Origin of the sequence: Flavonifractor sp. An92, from assembly GCF_002159175.1 — a bacterium.
Classification (GTDB): Bacteria; Bacillota; Clostridia; order Oscillospirales; family Oscillospiraceae; genus Pseudoflavonifractor_A.
Map to the genome: position 1 here is coordinate 251,947 of NZ_NFGZ01000001.1, position 25,851 is coordinate 277,797.

Annotated in this window: 30 protein-coding genes and 1 pseudogene; 19 read left to right on the forward strand and 12 right to left on the reverse strand. The window is 61.6% G+C overall.

The genetic code is table 11. From position 1 onward, the window contains the following. Window positions 1-27: 27 nt before the first annotated feature. The 5 genes from B5G43_RS01295 to B5G43_RS01315 form a co-directional block, all read right to left on the reverse strand. On the reverse strand, window positions 28-999 hold the full coding sequence (locus B5G43_RS01295) for an oligopeptide/dipeptide ABC transporter ATP-binding protein (RefSeq protein ID WP_087258148.1): 972 nt from the start codon (window positions 997-999) through the stop codon (window positions 28-30). Then, a complete protein-coding gene (locus B5G43_RS01300; protein WP_087258150.1) occupies window positions 989-2,005 on the reverse strand; it encodes an ABC transporter ATP-binding protein in 1,017 nt (338 codons plus the stop codon). Before B5G43_RS01300 ends, B5G43_RS01295 begins: the two co-directional genes overlap by 11 nt. 6 nt (window positions 2,006-2,011) lie before the next feature. After that, entirely contained in the window at window positions 2,012-2,965 is a 954-nt protein-coding gene (locus tag B5G43_RS01305) for an ABC transporter permease (protein WP_087258153.1), read from the reverse strand. 3 nt (window positions 2,966-2,968) lie between these two features. Then, window positions 2,969-3,889 carry an ABC transporter permease gene (locus B5G43_RS01310; protein ID WP_087258156.1) on the reverse strand — a complete coding sequence of 307 codons (921 nt, stop codon included), beginning with the start codon at window positions 3,887-3,889 and terminating at the stop codon, window positions 2,969-2,971. Between the two features lie 234 nt (window positions 3,890-4,123). Beyond that, window positions 4,124-5,890 (reverse strand): peptide ABC transporter substrate-binding protein, encoded by a 1,767-nt coding sequence (locus tag B5G43_RS01315; RefSeq protein ID WP_158097323.1) that lies wholly within the window; start codon window positions 5,888-5,890, stop codon window positions 4,124-4,126. Window positions 5,891-6,248: 358 nt separating this feature from the next. Here B5G43_RS01315 and B5G43_RS01320 point away from each other — a divergent pair, with 358 nt between their 5' ends. Next, the gene (locus B5G43_RS01320) at window positions 6,249-6,881 is read left to right on the forward strand and encodes a sigma-70 family RNA polymerase sigma factor (RefSeq protein ID WP_087258162.1); all 633 of its coding nucleotides are present in this window, start codon (window positions 6,249-6,251) and stop codon (window positions 6,879-6,881) included. A gap of 70 nt (window positions 6,882-6,951) precedes the next feature. Continuing rightward, on the forward strand, window positions 6,952-7,704 hold the full coding sequence (locus B5G43_RS01325) for a nitroreductase family protein (RefSeq protein ID WP_087258165.1): 753 nt from the start codon (window positions 6,952-6,954) through the stop codon (window positions 7,702-7,704). A 62-nt stretch (window positions 7,705-7,766) separates the two neighbouring features. On the opposite strand, the gene B5G43_RS01330 is transcribed toward B5G43_RS01325, so the two are convergent. Together B5G43_RS01330 and B5G43_RS01335 are read right to left on the reverse strand one after the other, a co-directional pair. Further along, window positions 7,767-9,011 (reverse strand): tetratricopeptide repeat protein, encoded by a 1,245-nt coding sequence (locus B5G43_RS01330; RefSeq protein WP_087258168.1) that lies wholly within the window; start codon window positions 9,009-9,011, stop codon window positions 7,767-7,769. Window positions 9,012-9,023: 12 nt separating this feature from the next. After that, window positions 9,024-10,280: a hypothetical protein gene (locus tag B5G43_RS01335; protein WP_140397502.1), complete on the reverse strand. Its 1,257-nt coding sequence runs from the start codon at window positions 10,278-10,280 to the stop codon at window positions 9,024-9,026. Between the two features lie 238 nt (window positions 10,281-10,518). Between B5G43_RS01335 and B5G43_RS01340 the strand changes: the two genes are divergently transcribed. From B5G43_RS01340 to B5G43_RS01390, 11 genes and pseudogenes are all read left to right on the forward strand, one after another. Then, window positions 10,519-11,877: an NAD(P)H-dependent oxidoreductase gene (locus B5G43_RS01340; RefSeq protein ID WP_087258174.1), complete on the forward strand. Its 1,359-nt coding sequence runs from the start codon at window positions 10,519-10,521 to the stop codon at window positions 11,875-11,877. A 61-nt stretch (window positions 11,878-11,938) separates the two neighbouring features. Beyond that, window positions 11,939-12,349 carry a peptide deformylase gene (locus B5G43_RS01345; RefSeq protein WP_087258176.1) on the forward strand — a complete coding sequence of 137 codons (411 nt, stop codon included), beginning with the start codon at window positions 11,939-11,941 and terminating at the stop codon, window positions 12,347-12,349. Further along, window positions 12,346-12,660: a TIGR04076 family protein gene (locus B5G43_RS01350; RefSeq protein WP_087258179.1), complete on the forward strand. Its 315-nt coding sequence runs from the start codon at window positions 12,346-12,348 to the stop codon at window positions 12,658-12,660. The genes B5G43_RS01345 and B5G43_RS01350 overlap by 4 nt, the downstream gene beginning before the upstream one ends. Window positions 12,661-12,672: 12 nt before the next feature. After that, window positions 12,673-13,380, forward strand: coding sequence for an SDR family oxidoreductase (locus B5G43_RS01355; RefSeq protein ID WP_087258182.1), 708 nt, complete (start codon window positions 12,673-12,675; stop codon window positions 13,378-13,380). After that, window positions 13,377-13,835: a flavodoxin family protein gene (locus tag B5G43_RS01360; RefSeq protein WP_087258185.1), complete on the forward strand. Its 459-nt coding sequence runs from the start codon at window positions 13,377-13,379 to the stop codon at window positions 13,833-13,835. Before B5G43_RS01355 ends, B5G43_RS01360 begins: the two co-directional genes overlap by 4 nt. Window positions 13,836-13,848: 13 nt before the next feature. Next, complete coding sequence (locus tag B5G43_RS01365) at window positions 13,849-14,487, forward strand: Vat family streptogramin A O-acetyltransferase (protein ID WP_087258188.1); 639 nt, start codon at window positions 13,849-13,851, stop codon at window positions 14,485-14,487. A gap of 12 nt (window positions 14,488-14,499) precedes the next feature. After that, on the forward strand, window positions 14,500-14,970 hold the full coding sequence (locus tag B5G43_RS01370) for a metallophosphoesterase family protein (protein ID WP_087258192.1): 471 nt from the start codon (window positions 14,500-14,502) through the stop codon (window positions 14,968-14,970). A gap of 47 nt (window positions 14,971-15,017) precedes the next feature. Next, window positions 15,018-16,340 carry an MATE family Na+-driven efflux transporter gene (locus B5G43_RS01375; protein ID WP_206404993.1) on the forward strand — a complete coding sequence of 441 codons (1,323 nt, stop codon included), beginning with the start codon at window positions 15,018-15,020 and terminating at the stop codon, window positions 16,338-16,340. A 35-nt stretch (window positions 16,341-16,375) separates the two neighbouring features. Next, window positions 16,376-16,897, forward strand: a pseudogene (locus B5G43_RS01380) (GrpB family protein); the annotation flags it as partial. 18 nt (window positions 16,898-16,915) lie between these two features. Beyond that, window positions 16,916-17,356, forward strand: a complete 441-nt coding sequence (locus B5G43_RS01385; RefSeq protein WP_275532309.1) for an arsenate reductase ArsC — start codon at window positions 16,916-16,918, stop codon at window positions 17,354-17,356. A 204-nt stretch (window positions 17,357-17,560) separates the two neighbouring features. Continuing rightward, entirely contained in the window at window positions 17,561-18,010 is a 450-nt protein-coding gene (locus B5G43_RS01390; RefSeq protein ID WP_087258195.1) for a helix-turn-helix transcriptional regulator, read from the forward strand. Between the two features lies 1 nt (window position 18,011). Here B5G43_RS01390 and B5G43_RS01395 read toward each other — a convergent pair whose 3' ends face one another. From B5G43_RS01395 to B5G43_RS01410, 4 genes are all read right to left on the reverse strand, one after another. After that, window positions 18,012-18,668 (reverse strand): vWA domain-containing protein, encoded by a 657-nt coding sequence (locus tag B5G43_RS01395; protein WP_087258197.1) that lies wholly within the window; start codon window positions 18,666-18,668, stop codon window positions 18,012-18,014. Between the two features lie 89 nt (window positions 18,669-18,757). Beyond that, the gene (locus B5G43_RS01400; protein ID WP_087258200.1) at window positions 18,758-19,036 is read right to left on the reverse strand and encodes a hypothetical protein; all 279 of its coding nucleotides are present in this window, start codon (window positions 19,034-19,036) and stop codon (window positions 18,758-18,760) included. A 7-nt stretch (window positions 19,037-19,043) separates the two neighbouring features. After that, window positions 19,044-19,397, reverse strand: coding sequence for a DUF2200 domain-containing protein (locus B5G43_RS01405; protein ID WP_087258203.1), 354 nt, complete (start codon window positions 19,395-19,397; stop codon window positions 19,044-19,046). A 4-nt stretch (window positions 19,398-19,401) separates the two neighbouring features. Continuing rightward, entirely contained in the window at window positions 19,402-20,412 is a 1,011-nt protein-coding gene (locus B5G43_RS01410) for an O-acetyl-ADP-ribose deacetylase (RefSeq protein ID WP_087258206.1), read from the reverse strand. Window positions 20,413-20,549: 137 nt separating this feature from the next. Here B5G43_RS01410 and B5G43_RS01415 point away from each other — a divergent pair, with 137 nt between their 5' ends. The 6 genes from B5G43_RS01415 to B5G43_RS01440 all read left to right on the forward strand — a co-directional run bounded on the left by B5G43_RS01415 (window position 20,550) and on the right by B5G43_RS01440 (window position 24,602). Next, on the forward strand, window positions 20,550-21,107 hold the full coding sequence (locus B5G43_RS01415) for a TetR/AcrR family transcriptional regulator (protein ID WP_087258209.1): 558 nt from the start codon (window positions 20,550-20,552) through the stop codon (window positions 21,105-21,107). A gap of 68 nt (window positions 21,108-21,175) precedes the next feature. Beyond that, window positions 21,176-21,604, forward strand: coding sequence for a hypothetical protein (locus B5G43_RS01420; RefSeq protein WP_087258212.1), 429 nt, complete (start codon window positions 21,176-21,178; stop codon window positions 21,602-21,604). Window positions 21,605-21,631: 27 nt separating this feature from the next. Then, window positions 21,632-22,294, forward strand: coding sequence for a hypothetical protein (locus B5G43_RS01425; RefSeq protein WP_087258215.1), 663 nt, complete (start codon window positions 21,632-21,634; stop codon window positions 22,292-22,294). Window positions 22,295-22,435: 141 nt separating this feature from the next. Beyond that, on the forward strand, window positions 22,436-23,017 hold the full coding sequence (locus tag B5G43_RS01430) for a VanZ family protein (RefSeq protein ID WP_158097324.1): 582 nt from the start codon (window positions 22,436-22,438) through the stop codon (window positions 23,015-23,017). A 63-nt stretch (window positions 23,018-23,080) separates the two neighbouring features. Beyond that, window positions 23,081-23,527: a helix-turn-helix domain-containing protein gene (locus B5G43_RS01435; RefSeq protein WP_087258221.1), complete on the forward strand. Its 447-nt coding sequence runs from the start codon at window positions 23,081-23,083 to the stop codon at window positions 23,525-23,527. Then, a complete protein-coding gene (locus tag B5G43_RS01440) occupies window positions 23,514-24,602 on the forward strand; it encodes an FUSC family protein (protein ID WP_087258224.1) in 1,089 nt (362 codons plus the stop codon). The genes B5G43_RS01435 and B5G43_RS01440 overlap by 14 nt, the downstream gene beginning before the upstream one ends. On the opposite strand, the gene B5G43_RS01445 is transcribed toward B5G43_RS01440, so the two are convergent. Beyond that, window positions 24,599-25,801 (reverse strand): RtcB family protein, encoded by a 1,203-nt coding sequence (locus B5G43_RS01445; RefSeq protein ID WP_087258227.1) that lies wholly within the window; start codon window positions 25,799-25,801, stop codon window positions 24,599-24,601. The genes B5G43_RS01440 and B5G43_RS01445 overlap by 4 nt on opposite strands. Between the last annotated feature and the right edge of the window lie 50 nt (window positions 25,802-25,851).

The window sequence follows — 25,851 nt, forward strand, 5'->3', positions numbered from 1 at the left end:
AGGGTGTCTTTTTTTCGCAAGGATTCGTTAAGCCTGTCCGGGCTGCACCAGATGGCAGGCCACATAGTGGCCGGGGCGCACCTCCTGGAGGGGCGGCACGCTCTGGTGGCACTGCTCGCAGGCCACCGGGCAGCGGGTGCAGAAGGCGCAGCCCTTGGGCTTGTTGATGGGGCTGGGCACGTCGCCGGAGATGATCTGCCGGGTCTTTTGGGCCTCCTTGTCGGGGTCCGGGATGGGCACCGCCGACAAGAGCGCCTTGGAGTAGGGATGGAGGGTGTGGCTGTACAGCTCGTCGCTGCTGGCCAGCTCCACCACGCTGCCCAGATACATCACCGCGATGCGGTCGGAGATATACTTGACAATATTCAGGTCGTGGGCGATGAACAGGTACGTCAGGCCCATCTCCTCCTGAAGGCGGCGCAGGAGGTTGATGACCTGGGCCTGGATGGACACGTCCAGCGCGGAAATGGGCTCGTCGCACACGATGAACTCAGGCTGGATGGCCAGAGCCCGGGCGATGCCGATGCGCTGGCGCTGGCCGCCGGAGAACTCGTGGGGGAAGCGGTTGGCGTGCTCCCGGTTCAGACCCACGATGTCCAGCAGGCGGGCCACCCGCTCCTGGCGCTCCTTGGCGTCGTACATCTTGTGGATGACCATGCCCTCTTCAATGATGGAGCCGACGGTCATGCGGGAGTCCAGGGAGGCATAGGGGTCCTGGAACACGATCTGGGCCTTCTTGGCGAAGTGGAAGCGGTCCTTCTTGCTGTGGAGGTCCAGCTCCTTGCCGTCATAGATCAGCTTGCCCTTGGTGGGGCGGTAAATACCCATCATGGTGCGGCCCAGGGTGGACTTGCCGCAGCCGGACTCGCCCACCAGGCCCATGGTCTCGCCCCGGCGGATGTCCAGGGTCACGTTCTCCACGGCGTGCAGGGTGCGTCCGCCGCTGACTTTAAAATACTTACACAGGCCTTCCGCCCGGATCAATACGTCATTGCTCATCCTTCTCACCTCTCTCCTGGGCAGGGGGACAGTCGGGATGGAGCAGCCAGCAGCTGGCGCAGTGCCCCTCGCTCACCTGGAACTCGGGGGGCTGCTCCTCCAGACAGATCTGCATGCAGTGCTTGCAGCGGGCGGCGAAGGCGCAGCCCACCGGCGGATTGAGCAGATCGGGGGGAGTACCGGGGATGGCCGTGAGCGTCTCATCCTTGGTGGTCTCGGGGGAGGGCAGGCTCTTGAGCAGAGCCTGGGTATAGGGGTGGCTGTTGCGGTAGAAGATGTCCTGGACGGTGCCGGTCTCCACCACCTTGCCGGCGTACATCACCGCCACCCGATCGGCCACGCCGGCCACCACGCCCAGGTCATGGGTGATGAGGATGATGGCGGTGTTGATTTTCTCCTTCAGCTCCACCAGCAGGTCCATGATCTGGGCCTGGATGGTCACGTCCAGAGCGGTGGTGGGCTCGTCGGCGATGAGGAGCTTGGGGTCGCAGGACAGGGCCATGGCGATCATGGCGCGCTGGCGCATGCCGCCGGAGTACTCGTGGGGATACTGCTTGGCGCGCTCCTCGGGGTTGGGGATGTTGACCTGCTTGAGGCAGCGGATGGCCTCTTCCTTGGCCTCGGCCCGGGAGAGGTTCCGGTGGAGCTTGATGGCCTCCACGATCTGCTTGCCCACCTGGGTGGTGGGGTTCATACAGGTCATGGGGTCCTGGAAGATCATGGACACTTCCTTGCCCCGGATCTTCTGCATCTCCCGCTCGCTGGCCTTGACGATGTCATGGCCGGCCAGGTCGATGGCGCCCGACACGATGCGGGCGGGGGGCATGGGGTTGAGCTTCATGATGGTCTGGGCGGTGACCGACTTTCCGCAGCCGGATTCGCCCACAATGGCCAGCACTTCGCCCTCGTCCACATGGAGGGTCACGCCGCGGACGGCCTTGACCTCTCCGGCGTAGGTGTCGAAGGAGACGTGCAGGTCCTGGATATCAAGTACACGGTTGGCCATTTGGGATCACCTCCGGAGTTTGGGATCGAAGGCATCGCGCAGACCATCGCCGAACAGGTTGAAGGCCAGCATGGTCAGGCTGATGCAGACGGCAGGAATGATGAGCTGGGAGGGGTACAGGCGGAAATTCTGGATACCCAGCTGGGCCAGAGAGCCCCAGGAGCACAGAGGCGGGCGGATGCCCAGGCCCAGGTAGCTCAGATAGGCCTCGGAGAAGATGGCGGAGGGGATGGACAGGGTGACGCGCACGATCATCACGGACAGGGTGTTGGGCAGCAGGTGCTTGGCGATCATCCGCCCGGTGCTGGCGCCCATGGCCTCAGCCGCCGCGATGAACTCCTGCTGCTTGAGGGCCACCACCTGGCCGCGGACCAGACGGGCCATGGGGATCCATCCCACCAGCGAGTAGGCCACGATGATGGTGATGATGCCGGGAGGCATGACCAGCATGAGGAGAATGACGATCATCAGGTAGGGGATGCCGTTGATGATCTCCAGAATACGCATGAGGATGATGTCCAGCGTGCCGCCGAAGTAGCCCGAGATACCGCCGTAGATGGCGCCCAGGAAGAAGTCCACGATGGCGCTGGCGAAGGCGATGATGAGGGAGACCCGGCCGCCCATCCAGATGCGGGTGAAGATATCACGGCCCAGGGTGTCGGTGCCGAAGAGGTGCACATGGCCGTTTCCGGCGCTCTGGGCGTCGTTACAGACAGTGCCGATGGGGGCGTCGGTGTGGCCGTAGTGCTGCTCCTGATACTCAAAGGGAGAGAGGATGGGAGCGAAGATGGAGAAGACGAGCATGATGAACACAATCACCACGCACAGCATGGCTACCCGGTTGCTCACCAGACGGCGCATAGCGTCCTGCAGGAAGGTGACGCTGGGGCGGCTGATGGCCTCGCGGTCATGGGCATTCTCACCCACATGGGCAAATCGTTCTTTTGCAATGTGTGCCATCGATCAGTCCTCCAGTTTGACGCGGGGGTCCACCACGCCGTAGAGCAGATCCACAACCAGCGTGCACAGGATCAGCAGCGCGCCGTAGAAGATCGTCGTACCGGAAATCATGGTAAAATCCTTATCCTTGATACTCGTAACAAAGTATTTGCCCAGACCGGGGATGTTGAAGATACTCTCCACCACGAAGGAGCCGGTGAACACGGCGGCCACGGTGGGGCCGATGATGGTGATGACCGGCATGATGGCGTTGCGCAGCGCGTGGCGCCAGAGGATCATGCTCTGGGACAAACCTTTGGCTTTTGCCGTCTTGATATAGTCCTGGCTGAGCACGTCCAGCATGCTGGTGCGCATCAGTCGGGAGATGGTGGCCAGGGAGCTCATGCCCAGCGCGAAGGAGGGCAGCAGGGTCTGGGCAAAGGTGCCCCAACCCTGCACCGGCACCAGCCGGAGCTTCACGGCCAGGAAGTATTGGAGCAGTGCGCCCAGAATGAAGCTGGGCACCGACACGCCCACAATGGCGATGAACATGGACAGCGAGTCGGTAATGCTGCCGCGTTTCACGGCGGCCACCGCGCCCAGCAGGATACCTGCGATCATGGCGAAGAGGATGGCCCGTGCTCCCAGGTCCATGGAGATGGGGAAGGAACTCAGAATGATCTCGTTGACCGAGCGGTTCTCGTAGCTGATGGAGACGCCCAGGTCGCCCCGGACACAGTTGCCCAGGAAAATAAAGTACTGCACGATCGGGGGCTTATCCAGACCGTACTTGGCCTCCATATTGGCCAGGGTGGTGGGCGACGGAGTCTTGTCGCCGATAAAGGGATCGCCCGGAAGGGCGCGCATCATGAAAAAGGTCAGCGTAATGAGTACGAAAAGCGTCAGAATGCCGTAGGCAATACGCTTCAACACATAGCGCAGCAAAGGATCTCCCTCCTTCTAAGATTCTTACAGAGGAGCGCCATGCGGGCGGGTATAGAAACTCCCGCACCGCATGGCGCATCAAGTGGAATCGCGGATTCCAAGGCCCGGCCGGTATCAAAGCCGGACGGCCGGTCATAGGGCGGCTATGCCCCGAAATACGGGTTTGGGTGAATCACAGCACGGAGACCGGTCATCACCGTGATTCCTGTTATCCAAATTTGCCCGCTATCTGGCTTACTGAGCCAGGGTGGTGTAGATGAGGTTGTAGTACTGGAAGGGCAGACGGATCAGGCCGTCGGCCACCTTCTCGCTGACCACATAGTCCTCGTGACGCCAGTAGATGGGGATGAAGGGCATGTCCTCGGCCAGCATCAGCTCCGCCTGGACGAAGAGCTGCTCGCGGGCGGCGGGATCGCTCTCGGCCTTGGTGGACTCGATGAGGGCGTCGTACTCCTCGCTGGCGTAGCCGGTGTGGTTGTTGCCGTTGGTGCTGGTCCACAGGTCCAGGTCGCTCATGGGATCGTCATAGTCGGGGCCCCAGCCGCCCATGAACAGGTCGTAGTTCTTGGCGTTGCGGCGGGCGCGGGCCTCGGTGATGGTGACCACGTCGATGCCCACCTCGATGCCCAGGTTCTGCCGCAGCTGCTCCTGCACCACCTGGGAGAACAGCTCATTCTGAGAGCCCTCGCTGGTCAGCAGGGAGATCTTGATCTGGCTGGCGTCGGTGTAGCCCAGGTCCTCCAGAGCGAGGGCCAGGTACTCCTTGGCCTTCTCCACGTCGGCGGTGGGGTTGTAGAGGGGCTGGCCGTTGTTGGCGGCCACCACGGCCTCACCGAAGGTCTCGGCGCTCACGCCGGAGATGCCCAGGGAGAAGGCGGGGGAGGGCTCGTTGTCGTTCTTAAAGACGGTGTCGATGATCTGCTGGCGGTCCACCGCGTAGCTGATGGCCTTGCGCAGGTTGATGCTGCGGGCGTCGGACAGCTTGGCGCCGGGGTAGTTGGCCAGATCTTCCTCCTGGATGTTGTTGCAGTAGAAGTAGAAGCTGTAGCCGGCGATCCAGTTGTTGACGGGATAGCCCTCAGCCTCGAACTGAGCGCGCTGCTCGCCGGTGATGTCGATGACGTCGATCTCGCCGGTCTGGAAGGCGTTGAGCTTGGTGTTGGAGTCGGTGTACTTGTCCCAGTAGATGGCCTTCAGGCTCACGTTGGAGGCGTCATACCACTCGTCGTTCTTCACGGTGGTGATGCTGTTCTCCAGGGTCCACTCGGTCATGCGGAAGGGACCGTTGTAGAGGAGCTTGTCGGGGGAGGTGCCGTAGTTCTCGGCGCCCACTTCCTCATAGAAGGGCTGGTAGATGGGGGTCATGACCTCGAACTTGAGGTACTGCAGCAGGTAGGGCAGGGGATTCTCCAGCTCGATGACCAGGGTATAGTCGTCGGCGGCGTAGAAGCCCACCTGATCCAGGGTGACCTCGGGAGCGCCCTCCACGCCGGAGGCGTAGTCATAGTAGGCCTGGGCGTTCTTGAAGATGGTGGCGAAGGCATAGTACTCCGCAGCGTTGTTGGGGTTGAGCAGCTCGCTCCAGGCAAAGACAAAGTCATTGGCGGTCACGTCGCCCACAACCTCGCCCTGGCTGTTCACCCACTTGGCGCCCTCGCGCAGGTGGAAGGTCCAGATCATGTCCTCCACGCCCTCGGCGTTGGGAGCGGACTCCCAACTCTCAGCCGCGGCGCCGATGACCTGATTGTTCTCGTCCAGCTTCACCAGAGCGTCCCAGCAGTGCCGGGCCACGGCGAACTCGGTTGCATAAGTCATGAGGATGGGATTCATAACCGACATGGTGGAGCATTCCACGCGGATGGATCCCGCTTCGGAGGTGCCGGGATACATACCCTGGGCAGCGCCGCCGCCGCCCTCGCCGCCGCCGCCCCCGCCGGAGCAGCCGAACAGGGACAGCGCCAGCGTACCGGCCAAAACAAGGGACAGAATTCGCTTTTTCATTGCTTCGCCTTCTTTCTTCAATCTTTGCAGTTGGATGTACATAAAACTAACTCTGCAGTCCACGCATCCCTTCCTTGTGTGTTCCGCAGAATTGTGTTAGAATTATGTGTAAATTGAGCATATCATAGAATCCAGCTATTTTGCAAGTGTATCTTCACTGGAAATTCATTTTTGCCCCATTGTCTCTGTACCAGAGGCATTTGTTTTGGCAGCTCACAGAGCCTTCTTCCAGGTATCTATCTCCATTTTTCCCCACATCTATACCCGTTCTGTTTTGACAATCGCGATTTCCACAAATGTTTGTTGTGGAAATTGAATAAATTTTTTCAGCTTCGCTCTGGAAAGGATGTTCAAGGATATGGCGCTCACCTGCCCTCAGTTCGACGATCTCTTTCAGTCCTGGTACGAGGACGTCTATCGCCTGTGTTTTTTGCTGGTTCCCAGCTCCCGCAATGCATATCATTGCACCTTTCATGTATTTCTGCGGCTGGGCGCGCGCACCGCTCCCCCGCTCTCACCAGAGGAGCTGCGGCGCTTTCTGGTCCGGCAGATCCTGGAGGTCTGCGGGGATTTTTACCTGCGCAAGCCCCATCGCCGCCCGGAGCGGGAGCAGCTTTCAAAATCCTTCCCCGGCCCTCTGGGCGACAGCCTCTGGGCGGTCTTTTCCCTTCCGCTGAAGGCGCGGGCCGCGTTTTACCTGCGGTACTGCATGGGACTTTCTGAGGCGGAATGTGCCGCATTGGTGGGCAAACAGGCCATTCGCGTCCCGGACCCGGCCTCTGCTGCCCAGGAATATGCCGTGGTTTCCCTGGGGGAGAACCAGGCCGCCGTCCTGCTGGACGAGGTCTATCTCCGCTTCCAGGACCGGAGCGTGGGCCTGGAAAACCGCCTGCTGCACATCCGCTCCACCATGGACCGCCTGGCGCCCTGGCTGGCTCTGGGCGTGCTGCTGCTGTGCGCGGCGGCCGCCATCTACACTGCCAATCTCTAGTCCGGATGGAAGCTCTGCATGAAATTGGAAGAAGAGGAGGAAGGACCGACCATCCGCGGTCTGCATAAACATGAATGAAATCTTGACGAGTCTCTGGAATCGGAAGTCGGTGCGGGCCTACCGGGAGGAGCCCATCCCCGACGAGCTGCGCAAACTCATCCTGGAGGCCGCCTGTCAGGCCCCCACCGCGGGCAACCAGCAGCTCTACACCATTCTGGACGTCACCGACCCCGCCCTGAAGGCCGCCCTGGCGGAGACCTGCGACCACCAGCCCTTTATCGCGGCTGCGCCCATGGTCCTGGTGTTCTGCGCCGACTGTAAGAAGTGGCACGACGCCTATCGGGAGGCCGGGTGCCAGCCCCGGCTGCCCGGTGTGGGCGACCTCATGCTGGCGGTGAGCGACGCGGTCATCGCCGCGCAGAACGCCGTGGTGGCCGCCGAGAGCCTGGGGATCGGCTCCTGCTACATCGGCGATATTATGGAGAACTGCCAGGAGCAGCGCCGCCTGCTCCACCTGCCCGAGTATGTGTTCCCGGTGGCCATGCTGGTGCTGGGCTGGCCCACTCAGCAGCAGATGGAGCGCCCCAAGCCCCAGCGCTGCGCCCTGGAGCACATCGTCCACGAGAACCACTACCGCTCTATGGACGGCGCGGAGCTGCGGGACATGCTGGGCTACAAGGCCGGCCCGCGCACCTATGAGGACTGGTGTGCCGCGTTCTGCAATCGCAAGTACAACTCGGATTTCTCCCGGGAGATGACCCGGTCGGTCTCGGAATATCTGACCCAGTTCCAGTCGCCCTGCCAGGATTCCTCCCATCCATAAGCCCAAATCAAAAGCGGCAGCTCTGCCAGTTTCATGGCAGAGCTGCCGCTCTTTTCTGCTTCTCAGCGCCGGACCCACTTGCCGCCGAAGAAGGTCTTTTTATAGTGTTTCAGCTCCTCCCGGGCCTCCGCAAGCTCTCCGGCCTTCTGGAGATAGTCCACGCCTTTGGCGATATCCTCCGGCACGCCCAGGCCGTTGCAGTACATCTTCCCCAGCAGGTAGAACCCCTGCGGACAGTTCCAGTCGATCTTCTCCAGGTACGCCCGTGCCGTCTCATAGTCCTGCCGGGTGCCCTGGCCGTTGGCGTAGCAGGCCCCCAGGTAGTAGAGCATAGCGGGGCTTCCGTTGTTCTCCGCCCATTTCAGCAGCTGGAAGGCCTTGGCGTAGTCCCGCTCCACGCCCCTGCCGTCGTAGTAAAACATCCCCAGTCGGTTGGCAGGGTTGCCCTTTTCGCGAATGGGCGCCTCCAGGGCCTGCTGGTAGTACCGGGCGGCCCGCTCCGGGTCCTTGGGAACTCCCTCGCCCAGCTCATAGGAGTACCCCGCCCAGAAGAAAGCCCGGGGCTCCCCGCCCTCCGCGGCGCTGCGATAGTAGGAAAAGGCCTCTGCCTTCTCCCCCTTTCCGTAGAGGTCGTTGGCGTAGTAAAACTGGCTGTCCGGATAGCCCTTTTCCGCCCCGTAGCGGTACACCTCCGCCTCCTTCTCCGGCCGGGGCGAGATCAGCCCCTTCTCCCCTTCCCAGTAAAACCAGGCCAGATTGAGGCCTCCCGCGGAGATGCCGCTGCGGATGGCCCGCCAAAGCCAGTCCTCACAGCGGGAGATATTCTCCCGGGCGTAGCTCAGGAAAGCGTCGTCGCTGTCGAAGCTCTTCTGGTCCTTCTTCTGGATGCGGAAAAAGTCCCCCCAGTAGTAGACGTTTCCAATCACCATCTGGCAGAAGGGCTCGCCGCGCTCAGCCTTGGCCAGGATCTGATCGAAGGCCTTCTGAAGCGTCTGGGGCATGCTCTGTTCCAGCTGCTGGTCCATCACACCGCAGCGCAGGGCGATCAGTGCCCCCAGGGCGCTGCCGCCCAGCACCGACTGACGCATCAGGTCGTCGCCCCGCCTCTCGTCCTCGGGAAAATCGTGTCCCGGCCAGGTGTACTCCGGGCCGTACAGACACCGGGCCAGCAGGCACTTGGCATCCGCGTCTCCGGCGGCCGCGGCCTCCTCCAGCAGCTGAAAGCCCTCCCGGCCCCGTCGTGCCTTCAGATCATAATAAATGTACTGCAAGGCCCGCTCCACCGCGTCGCTGAAAAACTGTCCCATATCCCGGCCTCCTCATCCGTCCGCTCGTTCCCGTTCTTCCGGTGCTGGCTGCCAGGTCCGGCCGGCGCGCTCCATGCGCGTCCAGTCCTTCAGGGATGGGATCTCCCCCCGCAGCCACCCCCGCAGCACCCGCTCCGCCTCACCGAACGTGACGTCCCGCGTCCAGGCGTACCGGCCGGGCTCCCGCGGAGAACCGGAGTCCTCCTCCAGCAAGATGCGCGTGAGCCCCTGTGCGCCGCCGGGAAGGCACACCAGGCGGCTGAAGGGCCGCCCCTCTCCCTGGAAGGGGATGCCGGGCACCATCTGCAAGGGGCCGCTCTCCCCCGTCCGGCTGGGCCGGAGCAGCCATTCCCGCAAGGTGTCCCAGGTGATGCGGGAGGTCACCGAGCCGTCGGGCAGGGTGAGCACCTGATTCTGGGCCAGACGGTCCTCTTCTTCCCGGGTCTGCTCCTCCACCCGGGCCTTTCTCTGGCGGTATTCCCGCTCCAGGCGATACCACTGCTCCTCGTCGGCGTGGAGCAGATCCCGGTACTCCTTGGAGTCGTATTTCCCAAAGACGGCGGCGGGGACCCGCTTGCGCAGGCACTCCACGGCCTCCTCCACCTCTTTCTTGGAGCGCAGAGTAGTGCTCTGCTGCTGCTGGCGGTCGTCGATGATCCAGAGCTCATAGAGGTAGGTCACCCGGGTCCGCTCGCCGCTGTGGGACGTCCGGCGCTCCACCCGGTCAAAGACGCCCCGGATGCGGGAGAGGGCGGAGGCCTCGTCCCCCAGCACCCACTCCTTGCCGACGCCCAGCCGGCCGATCCACTGGCCATTCTCCTTTAAGTCCCGGTCCACCATGGCGAAGAGTTCCTTCACCGGGGGCGCCTCGTCCGGGTAGGGCAGCTGGCTGCGGATGGACTGGGCCAGGGCACTTTTCTCCGGGTACAGGGCGTCCCTCAGGCTCAGGAAGGCCCACACAAGGCCAATAAAAGCCGCGATCGCGCCCAAAAACGGACTGAATCGATACGCGAGGAGGCTCTCCTCATCCAGGCGGGCCACCTCTTCCGGAAGGGCGCGCCCCATGAAAAAGAAGCCCAGAAGCAGCGCGCCCACCAGGAGAAAGATCCCCGCCGGGATCAGTCCACGCAGTTGTCCCCGGGTGCGCTGGAGGCAATAGCCCTCCTCCGGGCCGTCGGGCTGCTGCTTCTTGTTCCACCACATGATCAAGAGGATAAACGGGATGGAAAAGAGGCGGAGCACCACCACCAAGGCGACATAAACCACCACATTCCAGGGCCATCTGAGATAAAAACGCTTCTTTTGCACATCGTTTGTCTGCATAGGATCCCTTCCCAACTCGTCACGCGATATGGCCTTTGTTCTTATGCTATTCTAGCACAATTTCGTGGAACGGAACAGTGCTTCCCCTCTTGCTACATTTAAAAGGAAAAAGCGCGCAGACAGGAAAGACAGCGCCTCCCCTCCTGTGCTATACTGAGCACAGATGTGAACAGGAGGAACGACCATGAAGATCCTTGTTTTGAACGCCAGCCCCAAGGGGCCCAACTCCACCACGGTGCACACCGCTCTCTACTTGCAGGCCCTGCACCCGGAACACACCTTCACCGTAGTCCCGGTGGGCCAGCGCATCAAAAGCTACGAAAAGGACTTTGCCCCGCTGCGCGCCCAGCTGGAGCAGGCGGAGCTGCTCCTGTTCTGCTACCCGGTCTACACCTTCATCGCCCCCTACCAGCTCCACCGGCTCATCGAGCTCATCAAGGCCGACGGCGTGGACCTCTCCGGAAAATTTGCCTCCCAGATCACCACCTCCAAGCACTTCTACGACGTGACCGCCCACCGCTATGTGGAGGAAAATTGCTTTGACCTGGGGATGAAGGTGGTCCGGGGACTGTCCGCCGACATGGACGACCTGCTCACCGAGCAGGGCCAGCAGGAGGCGCACGGCTTTTTTGACCAGCTGATCTTCTCCTGTGAGCACAGCCTCTTCGTCACGCCCCCCGTCCGGGCGCCCCGGCGGGACAGGCCGGTCTACCAGCCCGTGCTCCCCTCCGTCCCCAAGCGTGGGGACCGGGATGTGGTCATCGTCACCAACTGCGCCCCTGAGGATGAAAACCTCCGGCACATGATCGCGGATTTCCGCGCCGCCCTCCCGCTGGAGAGCCGGGTGGTCAACCTGCGGGAGTTTCCCTTTGCGGGTGGTTGCCTCGGGTGCTTTGGCTGTGCCATCACCGGGAAGTGCGTCTACAAAGACGGCTTCGATGATTTTCTGCGCACTCAAATCCAGAATGCCGACGCCTTCGTCTACGCCTTTCCCATCTCGGACCACTACACCCACTCCAGCTTCAAGTGCTTTGACGACCGGCAGTTCTGCAACGGCCACCGCACCGTCACCCACGGCACCCCCATCGCCTACCTCATCAGCGGCGACTATCGGTATGAACCCAACCTGCGCATGATCGTGGAGGGCCGCAGCGAGGTGGGAGGCAACTACCTGTGCGGCGTGGCCACCGATGAGGGGGACACCGCCTACGATCTCCAGACCCTGGCCGACGCCCTGGTGTTCGCGCTGGAGCACAAGCTGTCCCGCCCGGCCAATTTCTACGGCGTGGGCGGCATGAAGATCTTCCGGGACCTCATCTACGTCATGCAGGGGATGATGAAGGCCGACCATAAGTTTTATAAGGAGCACGGCATTTACGACTTCCCCCAGAAGCAGAAAAAGCGCATCCTGCAGATGAAGCTGGTGGGCGCCCTGCTGGCAGTCCCGTCGGTCCAGAAGAAGATGAAGGGCCAGATGAACCAGTACATCATTGGCCCCTATCAGAAGGTGGTGGAGCAGGCCAAGACCGCCCCGTGCAAATGAACTGGCCCGCGCGCCAAACCTGTGCTATCATATCGGTATTCACTCAGAAGGAGAAGCGACCATGATTCGAGATATCTGCAAAGACGAGGCGTTTCTGGCCCAGAAGGCGGAGCCCGCCACCATCGACGATCTGCCCCTCGCCGCCGACCTGCTGGAGACCCTGGAGCACCACAAGGAGGGCTGTGTGGGCATGGCGGCCAACATGATCGGCGTCAACAAGCGCGTCATCGTGTTTGACAACGAGGGCAGCTATATGGTCATGTTCAACCCGGAAATCATCAAAAAATCCGGCCCCTATGACGCGGAGGAGGGCTGCCTCTCCCTCACCGGTACCCGTCCGGCCAAGCGCTGGAAGTCCATCAAGGTACGCTGGCAGAACGAGAAGTTCCAGGAGCGCCTGAAAACCTTCACCGGCTGGACCGCCCAGATCATCCAGCACGAGATCGACCACTGTGAGGGCATCCTTATATGAAAAAATGTAAGATCACCGTCATGCGCATCACCCGATACGAGGACCTGATGGCTCAGTATGAAAACCCCATCTCCCACGCCTGCGATCTGGAGGTGGGACAGGTCTTTGTCGCCAACGGCTGGGAGCGCCCGGAGGGCTTCTGTCCCAGTGCCTGGGACACCCTCTCCCCCTTCGTACTGGCCCTGAGCCACGGGGCCGCGGATTTCTACGACGGCTGGATGAAAAATCCCCGCTCCGCCATGCTCTCCTGCAACGACGGCTTCCGCCCGGTCACCTTCCTGGTGGAGGCGCTGGACGAGGATGCGGACTGAGGAGGAAATACTATGTTGGAACAGAAAGTTGCCGTCGTCACCGGCGGCGCCCGGGGCATCGGCAAAGCCATCGCGGAGGCCTTTCAAAAGGAGGGTACCCGGGTGTGCGTCATCGACCTCCTCCCCAACGACTATTTCGTGGGCGATCTGGCCGACCAGGCCGTGCTGGAGGAATTTGCCCAAAAAGTCATCGCCGACTGCGGCCACGTGGACTTTTTGGTAAACAACGCCCTGCCCCTGATGAAGGGCCTGGACACTTGCAGTTATGAGGAGTTCAACTACGCTTTGCGGGTGGGCGTCACTGCGCCCTTTTACCTGGCCAAGCTCTTCGCGCCCTACTTCGCCCCCGGCGGAGCCATCGTGAACATCTCCTCCTCCCGGGACCGCATGAGCCAGCCCCAGACTGAGAGCTACACGGCGGCCAAGGGCGGCATCTCCGCCCTGACCCACGCCCTGGCGGTGAGCCTCCGGGGCAAAGTGCGGGTGAACTCCATCTCTCCCGGCTGGATCGACACCGACTACACCGTCTACGAGGGCCCCGACGCCACTCAGCAGCCCGCCGGGCGGGTGGGCCATCCCATGGACATCGCCAACATGGTGCTCTACCTCTGCTCGGACAAGGCGGGCTTTATCACCGGCGAGAACATCTGCATCGACGGCGGCATGACCCGCCAGATGATCTACCACAACGACTTCGGCTGGAAACTGGAGGAAGCATGAAAACTGCCATTTGCTACTACTCCCGCCACCACAGGAACACCCGGAAAGTGCTGGAGGCCATGGCCCGGGAGGGCGAGGTGGACCTCCTCGATGTGACCACCCGGCAGGCCGTCCGGCTGGAGGAATACGACTGCATCGGCTTCGCCTCGGGCGTCTATTTTGGGAAATTCCAGGAGAGCGTCCTGGCCTTCGCCCGGCAGTACCTCCCGCAGGGCAAGCCGGTGTTCTTCGTCTGCACCTACGGCGGAGGCGACGGGAGCAGCACCAAAGCCCTCTCGGAGATCGCCGCGGAGAAGGGCTGCCCGGTGCTGGGCCAATTCGGCTGCAAGGGCTACGACACCTTCGGCCCCTTCAAGCTGGTAGGCGGTATCGCCAAGGGGCATCCGAATGCACAGGACCTGGAAAACGCCCGCGCATTCTATCGGAAGATCCAGGCCCAGAATCCCCATCGCTAAAGGAGGTCCTCTTATGTTTGGTCCAGACCCCAACGCAGTCCACCCCAACGAGCACATCCCCAGTGTCTGCTACATCAAGAACGTCATCACCCGCCCCAACATCCAGGTGGGGGATTATACCTATTACGACGATGCCGCTACCGGCGGCGAGGACTTCGAGGCCCATGTGACCCACCACTACGAATTCATTGGGGACCGGCTCATCATCGGGAAATTCTGCGCCATCGGCAAGGGCGTGGAGTTCGTGATGAACGGGGCCAACCACCGCATGGCCTCGGTCACCACCTATCCCTTCAACATCTTCGCCCACGGCTGGGAGAAGTGTACCCCCACCCTGGAGGAGCTGCCTTTCAAGGGCGACACGGTGGTGGGCAACGATGTGTGGCTGGGGCAGAACGTCACCGTCCTCCCCGGCGTCCACATCGGCGACGGCGCCATCATCGGGGCCAACTCCGTGGTGGCGGCGGACATCCCGCCCTACACCGTGGCGGCGGGCAATCCCTGCCGGGTGATCCGGCCCCGCTTTGATGCGGAGCTGACGGAATACCTGCTCAAACTCCGGTGGTGGGACTGGTCCCCGGAAGTCATCTTCCGCAATCTGAAGGCCCTGTGCAGCGGCGATCTGGAGCAGATCCGCCGCATCGAACGGTGATAGGAGGCTGTTATGAAGCTCGCGATCCTCTCCGACACCCACGGTCTGCTGCGGCCCGAGGTGGTGGAACATCTGAAAACCGCCGACGCCATTCTCCACGGCGGCGACATCCATAAGCCCGACATCGTGGATGAGCTGCGGCAGTACGCGCCCCTCTACGTGGTCCGAGGCAATAATGACCGAGGCTGGGCGGAGAACATCCCCCACGACCTCACGGTCACGCTGGACGGGGTCACCTTCTGCATGGTCCACAACAAGCGGGAGCTCCCCGCGGACCTCAGCGGCGTGGATGTGGTGGTGTTCGGTCACTCCCACAAGTATGTGCAGGAGGAGAAGGACGGGATCCTCTGGCTCAATCCCGGCTCCTGCGGCCCCCGGCGCTTCCACCAGGAGATCACCATGATGGTGGCGGAGCTCGCCGACGGGCACCTTCAGGTGGAGAAGATCACCATCCCCCACGAGGAACAGAAGAAACCGGACTGACCGGCTTTCTCTAGTAGAAAGGGCTGGATGAGATGAAACGGCAGACTGTGTTCGGCGTCATCAACACTCGCCTCTATATCTCCCTACTAGTCATGGGCCTCTGTCCCGCTGTGTACACCGCAGTCCGCATTCATTTTTTAGGGCAGATGCCGGACCCGTGGGCCTATTCCATTGCAGGCCAGCTCGGCTGGGTGAATCTGATCTTTGAGATCCTCCAGGAAGCGGTGCTCCTCCCTCTGTTTTTCTTCCTCGGGCAGGCGGTAACGGATAAACCTTCCTTTTCCAACCGGGTCCGAAGCGGATTGCTCCTGACTGCCTGCCTGTATGCCGCGCTCTCCCTGTTTCTGTGCAGTGCGGTGCGGCCGTTGCTGCGCTGGATGGCGGTGGAGCCCGCGATGCTGGAGGGATGCGCATCCTACATCCGCCTGGAGAGCATCGCCAGCAGCTTCGGCATGCTGGGTTCTTTCGCACTGGTGGCCCTGGTGACGCTGGGTCAGGTGAAGGCGCTCTATCTTCTGACCGGAACCAGGTTGATCCTGAGCATCGTGTTGGATACCCTGCTGACCTCAGCGCTCCCCTTTTCCCTCCACCTGGGCGTCAACGGGATCGGGTATTCGAATCTCACGGTGAACCTGCTCTTGCTTGCAGTATCCCTCTGGATGCTGTCCAGAGAGGGCGTTTCGATCTTTGCCCGTGGAAAGCTCTCCTTTTCCTGGATGCGGGAGTTTTTCAAAGTCGGAGGTCTCTCCGGTCTGGAGTCCTTTGTGCGCAATATAGCCTATATGCTCATGGTCGTTCGGATGGTGAATGTGGTCCAGGAGCAAGGCATCTACTGGGTGGCCAATAACTTCATTTGGGGCTGGCTTCTGCTGCCGGTGACGCAGCTCGCAGAGGTGATCAAACAGGAGATTTCCACAAACCCTGCCTCCCTGCAAACCCGCTCGCGGGGATATTTCGCTCTCACTGGTCTGATCTGTGCCCTGTGGGTCTGTTCCATCCCCATCTGGAAGCCATTCATGCAGTATGTTCTGGGTTATACCGATGTGGATACCTTGTTCCGTCTCGTGCTGCTCCTGCTGGGTTTTTACATGGTATACGCCTTCCAGAACATCTTTGATGCGGTGTTCTATGCTCTGGGGAAAACCAATTATATGTTGTTCGAGTCCATTGTCACCAATACGCTGTATTACGGCGGTGCCTTCCTCCTCTACCGCAGTGGAATTTGGATCCCCTCTCTGACCGGGATCGCGCTCCTGTTTGGCTTTGGCATGGCCTTTGACGGGATCGTATCCCTGGCCGCCTACCTCTATCTGATCCACAAAGAAGGCCGCCGTCTGGGAAAAGCCCCCGTTAATCCGCTAACCAATTAAAATATACACCTTACTGTCACAGAAAGGAGACGACTATGCCGTCTGACGAATATTTGAAAGAGGTCACCATCGGAACTGTGGAAGAACGGAATGGGACCATCACACTGCACGCCTATGACCCCGCCTGGCCGGAGCAGTATCTGGCCGAACAGGAGAAGATTATGGACGCCCTGCGGGGTGAGGCGATCACGGTGGAGCATGTGGGCTCCACCTCCGTGCCCGGCCTGTGTGCCAAGCTGATTCTGGACATTCTGCTTCTGGTGGAGGATGCCGGTGCGGAGGAGCGGTATGTCCCGGCCCTGGAGCGGGCGGGCTATGTGCTGCGCATCCGGGAGCCGGACTGGTACCAGCACCGGATGCTCAAAGGCAGCAATCCGGCGGTGAACCTCCACGTCTTTTCCACCGGCTGTGAAGAAGCCCGGCGGATGCTCCGCTTCCGGGACTGGCTGAGAAGCCATCCGGAGGACCGGGAGCGCTACGCCTGTGCCAAGCAGGAGCTTGCGCGTCAGACGTGGACCTATGTGCAGAACTACGCGGACGCAAAATCTGAGGTCGTCGCCGAAATCTTCCACCACATAGAGGCGGCGGACCGGGACCACGCCGAGCCCCAGAAGCCCAAGGTGGCCTTTCTCTGCGTCCATAACTCCTGCCGCAGCCAGATGGCGGAGGCCCTGGGAAAGCATCTGGCCGGCGATGTGTTTGAGAGCTTTTCCGCCGGCACCGAGTCCAGCGCCCAAATCAACCCCGACGCGGTGCGTCTGGTGAAGGAAATCTACGGCATCGACATGGCGCAGACCCAGTACAACAAGCCCCTCTCCGCCCTTCCGGCGGTGGATATCGTGGTCACCATGGGCTGCAACGTCCAGTGCCCCACCTTCCCCTGCTCCTACCGGGAGGACTGGGGCCTGGACGACCCCAGCGGCCAGGAGGACGCCGTGTTCCGCGCCGTTCTGAGCCGGATCGAGGCAAATGTACGGGACCTGAAGCGCCGCATCCAGGCGGGCGAGCTGGTATAAAGGCAAAAAGGCCCGGAGTTTCTGAAATTCCGAAACTCCGGGCTTTTTGTGGTCATTCGGGTTTTGCTCCAACTCCCGCTCGATGAGCGAGAGGGCATGGAAATGTCAGGAATCCGGGCGAAAGTGGCGGTTTTCCTTGGTAGATTTTCGGCGCCCGGAACGGTATACTAAGCGCAGAATCTGCCGCTTCAGGAGGGACCTGTCATGAGTTTGGGAAGCAGTCTGTACCACGCCCGGAAAAAGAGCGGGCTGACCCAGGAGAACGTGGCCGAAAAGCTGGGGGTCAGCCGCCAGACCATCTCCAAATGGGAGACCAACGAGACCCTGCCCGACATACGCCAATCCAAGGGGCTGGCCATGCTCTACCACATGACCCTGGACGAGCTGATCGAGTACGACTTTGACGAGCAGCAGGCCCAGCAGATGATCGAGAGCGTCAGCGACGAGGCCCAGGCCCGGATCGACTGGAACAAGGTGTGGAGCAAGAAGTACCCGGCGCTGGCCACCTATCACCAGAAGGTGCGCATCGACGACTACGCCCCCGCGTTACGTGAGATGCTCACCCAGCTGCGGGTGGACTACGGCTACAACCACACCGACGCCCTGCTGGTGCTCAAGGACATCCTGGCCCGGGTGTGGAAGGGCCAGATGTGACCTAGCGGCGGTCGCTCTGCCGCTTGCGGAAGTCCTCCTCAATGGCGTCCTTCCAGTGCGCATCCAGCGGGGCGCTGCACCGGACGGCCGCCACGGCCTCCCCCACCACCTCGTAGTTGAGACGGGTGCCCGCGCTGTCGCAGTGGTAGTTCACCGCCCGGTCGGCGGCGATGCCCAGGGACCCCGCCGTCTCCACCGCGTCGATGTTGGCCCCCAGGAAAAGAAACTCCCAGCCATACTTCTCCCGCTGCCGCCGGATCATCTCCTTCACCTGCTGGGCCGAGTAGCGGCGGCTGGCGTTCTCCATGCCGTCGGTGGTGATGACGAAGAGGGTGTGCTCCGGCACATCCTCGCGCCTAGCGTACTTGTGGACGTTCCCGATGTGATGGATGGCCCCACCCACGGCGTCCAGCAGGGCGGTGCAGCCCCGGACATAGTACTCCTTGCCGGTGATGGGCGGCACCTCTTCCACCCGCACCCGGTCGTGGAGCACCTCGGAGCGGTCGTCAAAGAGGACGGTGGAGACATAGGCCTCACCGGGCCCCTGTTTTTGTTTTTCCAGCATGGCGTTGAAGCCGCCGATGGTGTCCCCCTCCAGCCCCTGCATGGAGCCGCTGCGGTCCAGGAGAAAGACCAGTTCCGTCAAATTCGCTCGCATAAAAATCCCCCTATTCTGTGTCCTTTGGTTTACAGACACAGTATAGGGGGATTTTTGATCAAATTGGTCGCCTGCCAGGCGACAAGTGATCAGAGCCGGATCAGGATTCGGACGATCACGATGCATCCAAGGATCGCGAGGATGGCCGCCCAGAGGTACTGTTTCCCCTTGATCCCGTCGTGGATTTCCCACACCCAGCAGATGAACAGCAGCAGGAGGCTGGCAAAGATGAGAGACAGGCCCAGAGGCGCTCCGATGCGGAAGCGCAGGTCGGGATACGCCGCCCCGGACCCAATGACGGCCAGAAGAAGGAGCAGGCCTACGGCGGCCAGCAGGATGGCGATTCGATAAAGCAGGTTCTTTTTCATTTGAGGTCTATCCGTTTCTGCAAATCTTCTCCATGGGTTTTCCCTTGGCCAGCTCGTCCACCAGCTTGTCCAGGTATCGGATCTCCCGCATGAGCGGGTCCTCGATCTCCTCCACGCGAACGCCGCAGATCTTGCCGGTGATGAAGGTGCGGTTGGGGTTCAGCCTGGGGGCGCTGCGGAAAAAGTCGCCGTAGCTGGTGTCGGACTTCTCCAGGCGGACCAGGTCCTCCGCCGTATAGCCGGTGAGCCAGGTGGTCACCTGGTCCACCTCCGCCCGGGTGCGGCCTTTCTTCTCCGCCTTGTTCACCAGAAGCGGATAGAGCTTGGAAAAGGGCATCTGTGTCACGTTGGTACGGGGCATCGTGTCAACCTCCCAGCAGGCTCTGGTCGAAGGCGAAGAGAGCCTCATTGATCTCAAAGATATTGTAATTCCGGCGGGAAATGAAGTACTCCACGATGATGTCGAACTTGCTGGCGTGGGAAAAGGCAAAGCCGGCCTTCTGGAGCATCTCCCGCGCCTCCTCCAGCGGCAGCTCCAGGGCCACAGCGAAGGCCATGGCGGTGGGCTTGGAGGGTTTATAGTGGAGATCCGAGCGGATCTTGGAGAAGAGCTTGCGGTCGATGTTGGCCTTTTTGTAGCACTGGGCGTCAGTGAGCCCCCGCTCGTCGATCTTCCGCAGCAGCATCTGAGAAAAGCTCTCGTCCAGCTGGCTGAGGGCCTCCTCCAGGCTCCCGGGGGCGGCGTCGCAGGGGGCCGGAGCCCATTGGCTCTCCACCAGCGGCGCACCGGGCTCGGACACGGCGGCCACGCGCCGGCGGAACTGCTCCTCCCGGGCGTCGGTGTGGGCCTCCACATAGCGGTCGTCGATGTAGGCGGCGATGTCGGCAAAGAGCCCTTCCCCGATGGTGTAGGCCGCCCGGTCAAAGATGACCAGATACACCGTCATGTCGTGCTCGGTCAGAAAATCCCCGATGGTGTCCACCGCCACCTGGAGGGCCTGGTCCTTGGGGTAGCCGTACACCCCGGAGGAGATGAGCGGAAAGGCCACCGTCTCGCACCCGTGGGCCAGGGCCAGTTCCAGCGAGGAGCGGTAGGCGGATACCAGCTTGTCCCGCTCGCCGTGGCTCCCGCCCCGCCAGACAGGTCCTACGGTGTGGATCACATATTTGGCGGGCAGGCGGTAGCCCTTGGTGAGCTTGGCCTCCCCCGTCTTACAGCCGCCCAGGGTGCGGCACTCCTTCAGCAGCTCCGGTCCGGCGGCGCGGTGGATGGCGCCGTCCACGCCCCCGCCGCCCAGCAGGCTCTCCTTGGCGGCGTTGACGATGGCGTCCACCTTCATGGTGGTGATGTCGTTGCGCACGATGTGCAGGGGCATGTGGACACCTCCTCATTTGATGGTCTCATCATACCACGAACCGGGCCTTCTGACAAGGAAGACACAAAATCCCGGAATATACTTGACAGGAAGTAAGAAATCCTTATAATGAACATTGTTCAGATTGAGGTGATGGAATGAATCCCGCTGTCACATCCAAAGAAGAGATCCTGAAAACCAGCCGGGAGCTGATCCGGCGGGAGGGCTGGTCCGCCGTCAACATCCGCTCGGTGGCGTCAGCCTGCGGGGTGTCGGTGGGCTCCATCTACAACTATTTTGACTCCAAGGCCGCGCTGATGGGCGCCACGGTGGAGAGCGTCTGGTGTGAGATCTTCCACCGCCCGGAGGACGGGGCCGTGTTTCAGGACACCTTGGCCTGCATCACCTGGCTGTACGGGCGGATGGAGTACGGCTGCCAGCAGTATCCCGGCTTTTTCAGCCTCCACTCCCTGGGCTTTCTGGGAGAGGAGAAATCGGACGGCCGGCGGAAGATGCAGCAGACCTGGGAGCATATTCTGGAGGGGCTGCGCACCGTTCTGCGGCGGGACGCCCGAATCCGGCCGGACGCCTTCGCGGAGCCCTTCACCGTCGAGAAATTTGCGGACGTCCTCTTCTCCCTGATGCTCTCGGCGCTGCTGCGGCAGGACTATGACCCCACAGCGGTGCTGGAGATCGTCCGCAGGACCCTCTATTGAAATTCCCACACATCCGTGGGAATTTTCTATCCGGCAACTTGAACTATGTTCAGCAAAGGAGACGAACGATGAAAGTCAAACGGAATACCCTGCTGCTTCTGGCCTGTCTGGTGTGGAGCGCGGCGGGCTTCAACATCCTGCGCATCGGCCTGACGGCCTACCCGGCCTATCGCACCGGGCTGAATTACCTGCTCTCCCTCCTGGTATTTGCCGTTTTCCAGCAGATGATCTTCGGAAAGCTGGTGAAAAAACACACCGCCAGAATCACCGCCTATCTGGAAGAGCGGCACTTCTTCCTGAAATTCTTTGACAAGAAGGCCTTTGTCATCATGGCGGTGATGATGAGCGGCGGCATCGGCCTGCGGGTCAGCGGCCTGGCCCCGGAGCGGTTCATCGCCGTCTTTTATACCGGCCTGGGCGCCGCCCTTCTGCTGGCTGGGCTGCTCTTCGGCCGCAATTACGGCAAGGCGGCCTTCGCCGCATCCTCTGAATCTTAAAATCTGGAACAAAAAGGAGCATGAACCATGCAGGCAATCATGGAAACCCTGTTTGACGCCGTCTATCTGATCTCGGTCCTCACCATCGGGGTGCTGATGATCCGGGGCTGCCGCGGAAACCGCCAGTTCCGTCTGTTCGGCATCATGGCGGTGGTGCTGGGCGCGGGCGACGCCTTCCACCTGATCCCCCGGGCGGTGGCCCTGTGCACCACGGGCCTGGAACACTACACCGTCCCCCTGGGGCTTGGCAAGTGGATCACCTCGGTCACCATGACCATCTTCTATGTGCTGCTCTACTACGTGTGGCGGCAGCGGTATCAGATCAAAGGGCAAAGCGGCCTGACTGCCGCGGTGTACGTCCTGGCCGGGCTGCGGGTCCTGCTGTGCATGATGCCGCAGAACCAGTGGCTCAGCGCCGACGCCCCCCTCTCCTGGGGCATTTATCGCAACATCCCCTTCGCCCTGCTGGGCCTGGTGGTGATCGTGCTCTTTTACCGCAGCGCCAGGGAGCACGGGGACCGGGCCTTCCGCTGGATGTGGCTGACCATCGTGCTGAGCTTCGGCTTTTACATCCCGGTGGTGCTGTGGGCGGACGCCATCCCCATGATCGGGATGCTGATGATCCCCAAGACCTGCGCCTATGTCTGGACGGTGCTGATCGGATATCGCGCCATGAAGCAGGAGTGCTGAGTTTTCCACCCCGGTCATTCGAGGGGGCTGGTCCTGAATCCAGGACCAGCCCCCTCTTTCTGTAAATGGCCGTTGCCGGGCCCGCTATCATCCGGTATGATAGACATGAGGACCCACAATACCGGAAAGAGAGGCGATCCCATGTATTTTCCCGACCAGATGAATTTCCAGTACCTGTTCTTTTCCACCTACCTGGGAAATTTTATGCAGATGATCCCCATCGCGCTGGTGACCTTCCTGTGCTATCTCCTCTACAAGCGGCGCCGCGCGCCGGGGTGCTCTCTGGGGACCGCCGCGCTGGCCGCGCTGTTCCCGGCGTATCTGGTCTCGCTCATCGCTCTGACCCTCTTCTCCCAGATGATCGGCGACCTCTACTACATCCTCTTTTACCACCAGATGCCCTGGCCGGCCGGCGAGGGGGGATACCGGTGGCTGTCCTTTATCTACGACTTCCAGCTGGACTTTTACCGGAATTTCGGCTGGGAGAACTTTGGAAATATCCTGCTGTTTTTGCCCTTTGGGGTGCTCTATCCCCTCTTCCGCCCGGGGAGCTCCTGGCGCAGGACGCTGGGGCTGGGAATTGTCACCTCCCTGGCCATTGAGCTCATCCAGCCTTTGATGGACCGCAGCTTTGATCTCAACGACCTCGTCCTCAACGCCATGGGCGTCGCGGTTTCCACTGCGTTCTTTTTCCTGGTGCTGCGCCGCTTTACCCCCTCTTGACAGCGCGGCCCTCTCCGCATATAATTAACAACGTTAACTATATCAAGAGAGGACGGCATCCAGATGGAATGGACCGACATGATGCACTATCAGCAGCAGATGCAAAAGATCGTGCGTTCCCTGCTGCCGGTGCGCAGCTCGGCACTGACCGCCAGTGAATGTGAGCTTCTGGCCCGGCTGTATCTGCAGCCGGGCCAGAACACGCCTGTTCTGCTCAGCCAGGGCAGCGGCATGAAGAAAGAAGCGGTGAGCCGCTGCCTGAAGGCGCTCTATGAAAAAAACTGCATCCGCAAGGAGCGCAGTACCTCGGACGAGCGGAGCTATCAGCTGTTCATCACCGAGACCGGCCTGGCTGAACTGAAGCGGGGCTACGAGAGCATTTTACAGCCCTTCTACGACCTGTGGCACAGCTCGAAGGAGGATTTCGAGGCTTTTATGTACTACGCAGACCGCCTCGCCGCACATTTGGAGAAAGGAACGGAACCGACCTGTGAACATGAACTTCTATGACGCGCTGCAGCTGGACCCCGCCGTGCTGAAGCGGAAGATCGCCGCCTGTGACACGACCGGGGAGAAGGCCTACTACTGGAACGCCATGGCTATCCGCTCGGCCCTCATTGTGGGCTTTGCCATCGTGTTCATCAGCGTCCTCTCCGGCCTGTTCGGCGCGGACAATACCCCCCTGGCCGTGGCCCTGTTCTGCATGATGCTGGGCATCCGCTTCGTCCATTTTGAGTACTGCATCGGCGACTCCCTCATCGCCCTGGCCGCGGCGCTGGCCATTCTGGTCCTGGCCCCCTGCGCGGCGGCGGTCCTCCCGCCGCTCCTCCTGATCCCGCTGCACTTCGCGGCCTTTTTTGCCCTGCTGTGCATCACCACCCAGCGACCCGAAATGGGCAACGGCGGCCTGTACAGCTTCGCCTATGTCTATCTGACCGGCAATCCGGTGGCCGGCGAGGCCCTCCTGCGCCGCGGGCTCCTGGCCCTGGTGGGCTACCTGATCTGCGGCGCTATTCTCTTCGCCAAGCACCGGGGCCAGCACAAGACCACCCGTTTTCACCACTTGATGCGGAAATTCCGCCTCTCCAACCCGCTCCACCTGTGGCAGCTGCGCATGGCCCTGGGGGTGAGCCTGGTGCTGTCCGCCGGGCAGGTATTTCATGTGGAGCGCTTCATGTGGATGGGCTTTGCCTGCGCGTCTCTGCTGTCCGAGTATCCCTACTCCGGCAGCACCGCCACCCGCTTCTGGCAGCGCATCGTGGGTGCGCTGGCGGGTTCCCTGGCGTTTTACGCCCTGTACCTGGTCACCCCCGAGGCCTTTCACCCGCTGATGGGCCCCCTGGGCGGGCTGTGCCTGGGCTTCTGCACCGACTACCGGTACAAGACGGCCCTCAATTGCTTCGGTGCTCTGATGCTGGGCACCGGGCTCTATGGGCTCCAGGGCGCGGTGCTGCTGCGCATCGCGGACACCGTCCTGGGTGTGACCTTCGGCCTGGTGTTCGCGACCCTGTTCCACCATCTGGCGGCGGTCCGCTGGCTGCCCGCTCCGGAACCCCAACAGACCGCCGCCCAGCCGCGCTCTTAATCCGCCGCCTTGAAGTTGTAGATCGGGCGGATGCGGGTCTCGATGTGGACCGTGGGACCGATGTGGCTCACGATCTCGTCCACGCTCTTGTAGGCCATCGGCGACTCATCCAGCGTATCCGGCAGCACACAGGTGGTGTAGATGCCCTCCATCTCCGCCTGGAACTCCGCCATCGACAGCGTGTTCCGCGCTGCCTGGCGGCTCATCAGGCGGCCAGCGCCGTGGGGCGCCGAACAGTTCCAGTCCTCGTTGCCCTTGCCGGTGCAGATCAGACTGCCATCCCGCATGTTGATGGGGATCAGCAGCTTTTCTCCCGCCTTGGCCGAGACCGCGCCCTTGCGCAGGATCATGGCGTCCGTATCGATGTAGTTGTGGATGGTGGTGAAGGTCTCCACCGCGGTGAGACCCATGCCGGCCAGGATGACGTCCACCATGGCCTTGCGGTTGAGCATGGCGAAGTGCTGCGTCAGCTTCATGTCGTGGATGTAGTCCTCAAACCGCTTGCCCTCCACATAGGCCAGGTCCCTGGGCATCTTACAGGTCTCCTTGCTCTTCAGCTCCTGGATGGTCGCCTGGATCTCCCGGGCGCGGCCCTCCGCCTTCAGGCGCTGGATGACGTCCTGGAGCTGGTCGTACGCGCGGTTGTTCAGGGCCTTCCAGCCCTCCTCCTGGTAGTACTCGGCCACCTCGGTGCCCAGGTGACGGCTGCCCGAGTGGACCACCAGAAAGAGGCGGCCGTCCTCGGCGCGGTCTACCTCGATGAAGTGGTTGCCGCCGCCCAGCGTGCCGATGCTGTTTCTGGCGCGCTGGAGATCCATGTGGCCGGCGCAGCGCAGCTGGGTCAGGTCGATGTCCTGGTTCAGCGCGTGTGGGGTTTCCCGCACCTCACGGCCGCAGGGAATCTCTCTGCGGATGAGGGCATCCAGCTGTTCAAAGTCGATCTCACGCTCCGCCAGCTCCACCGTCTCCATGCCGCAGCCGATGTCCACGCCCACCATGCCCGGCACGATCTTGTCCCGGATGGTCATGGTGGTGCCGATGGTGCAGCCCTTTCCGGCGTGGACGTCCGGCATGATGCGGATCTTGCAGCCGGCAAACTCCGGCTGGTCGCATACCGTCCGGATCTGCTCATACGCCGCTGCCTCCAGCTGGTCGGTGTAACAAATGGCCGTGTTGCAGTTTCCCTGAATGGTAATCATATTGTTCTCCCTTTCTCTTGGTTTGTTTGATGGACTAAGCATACCTGATC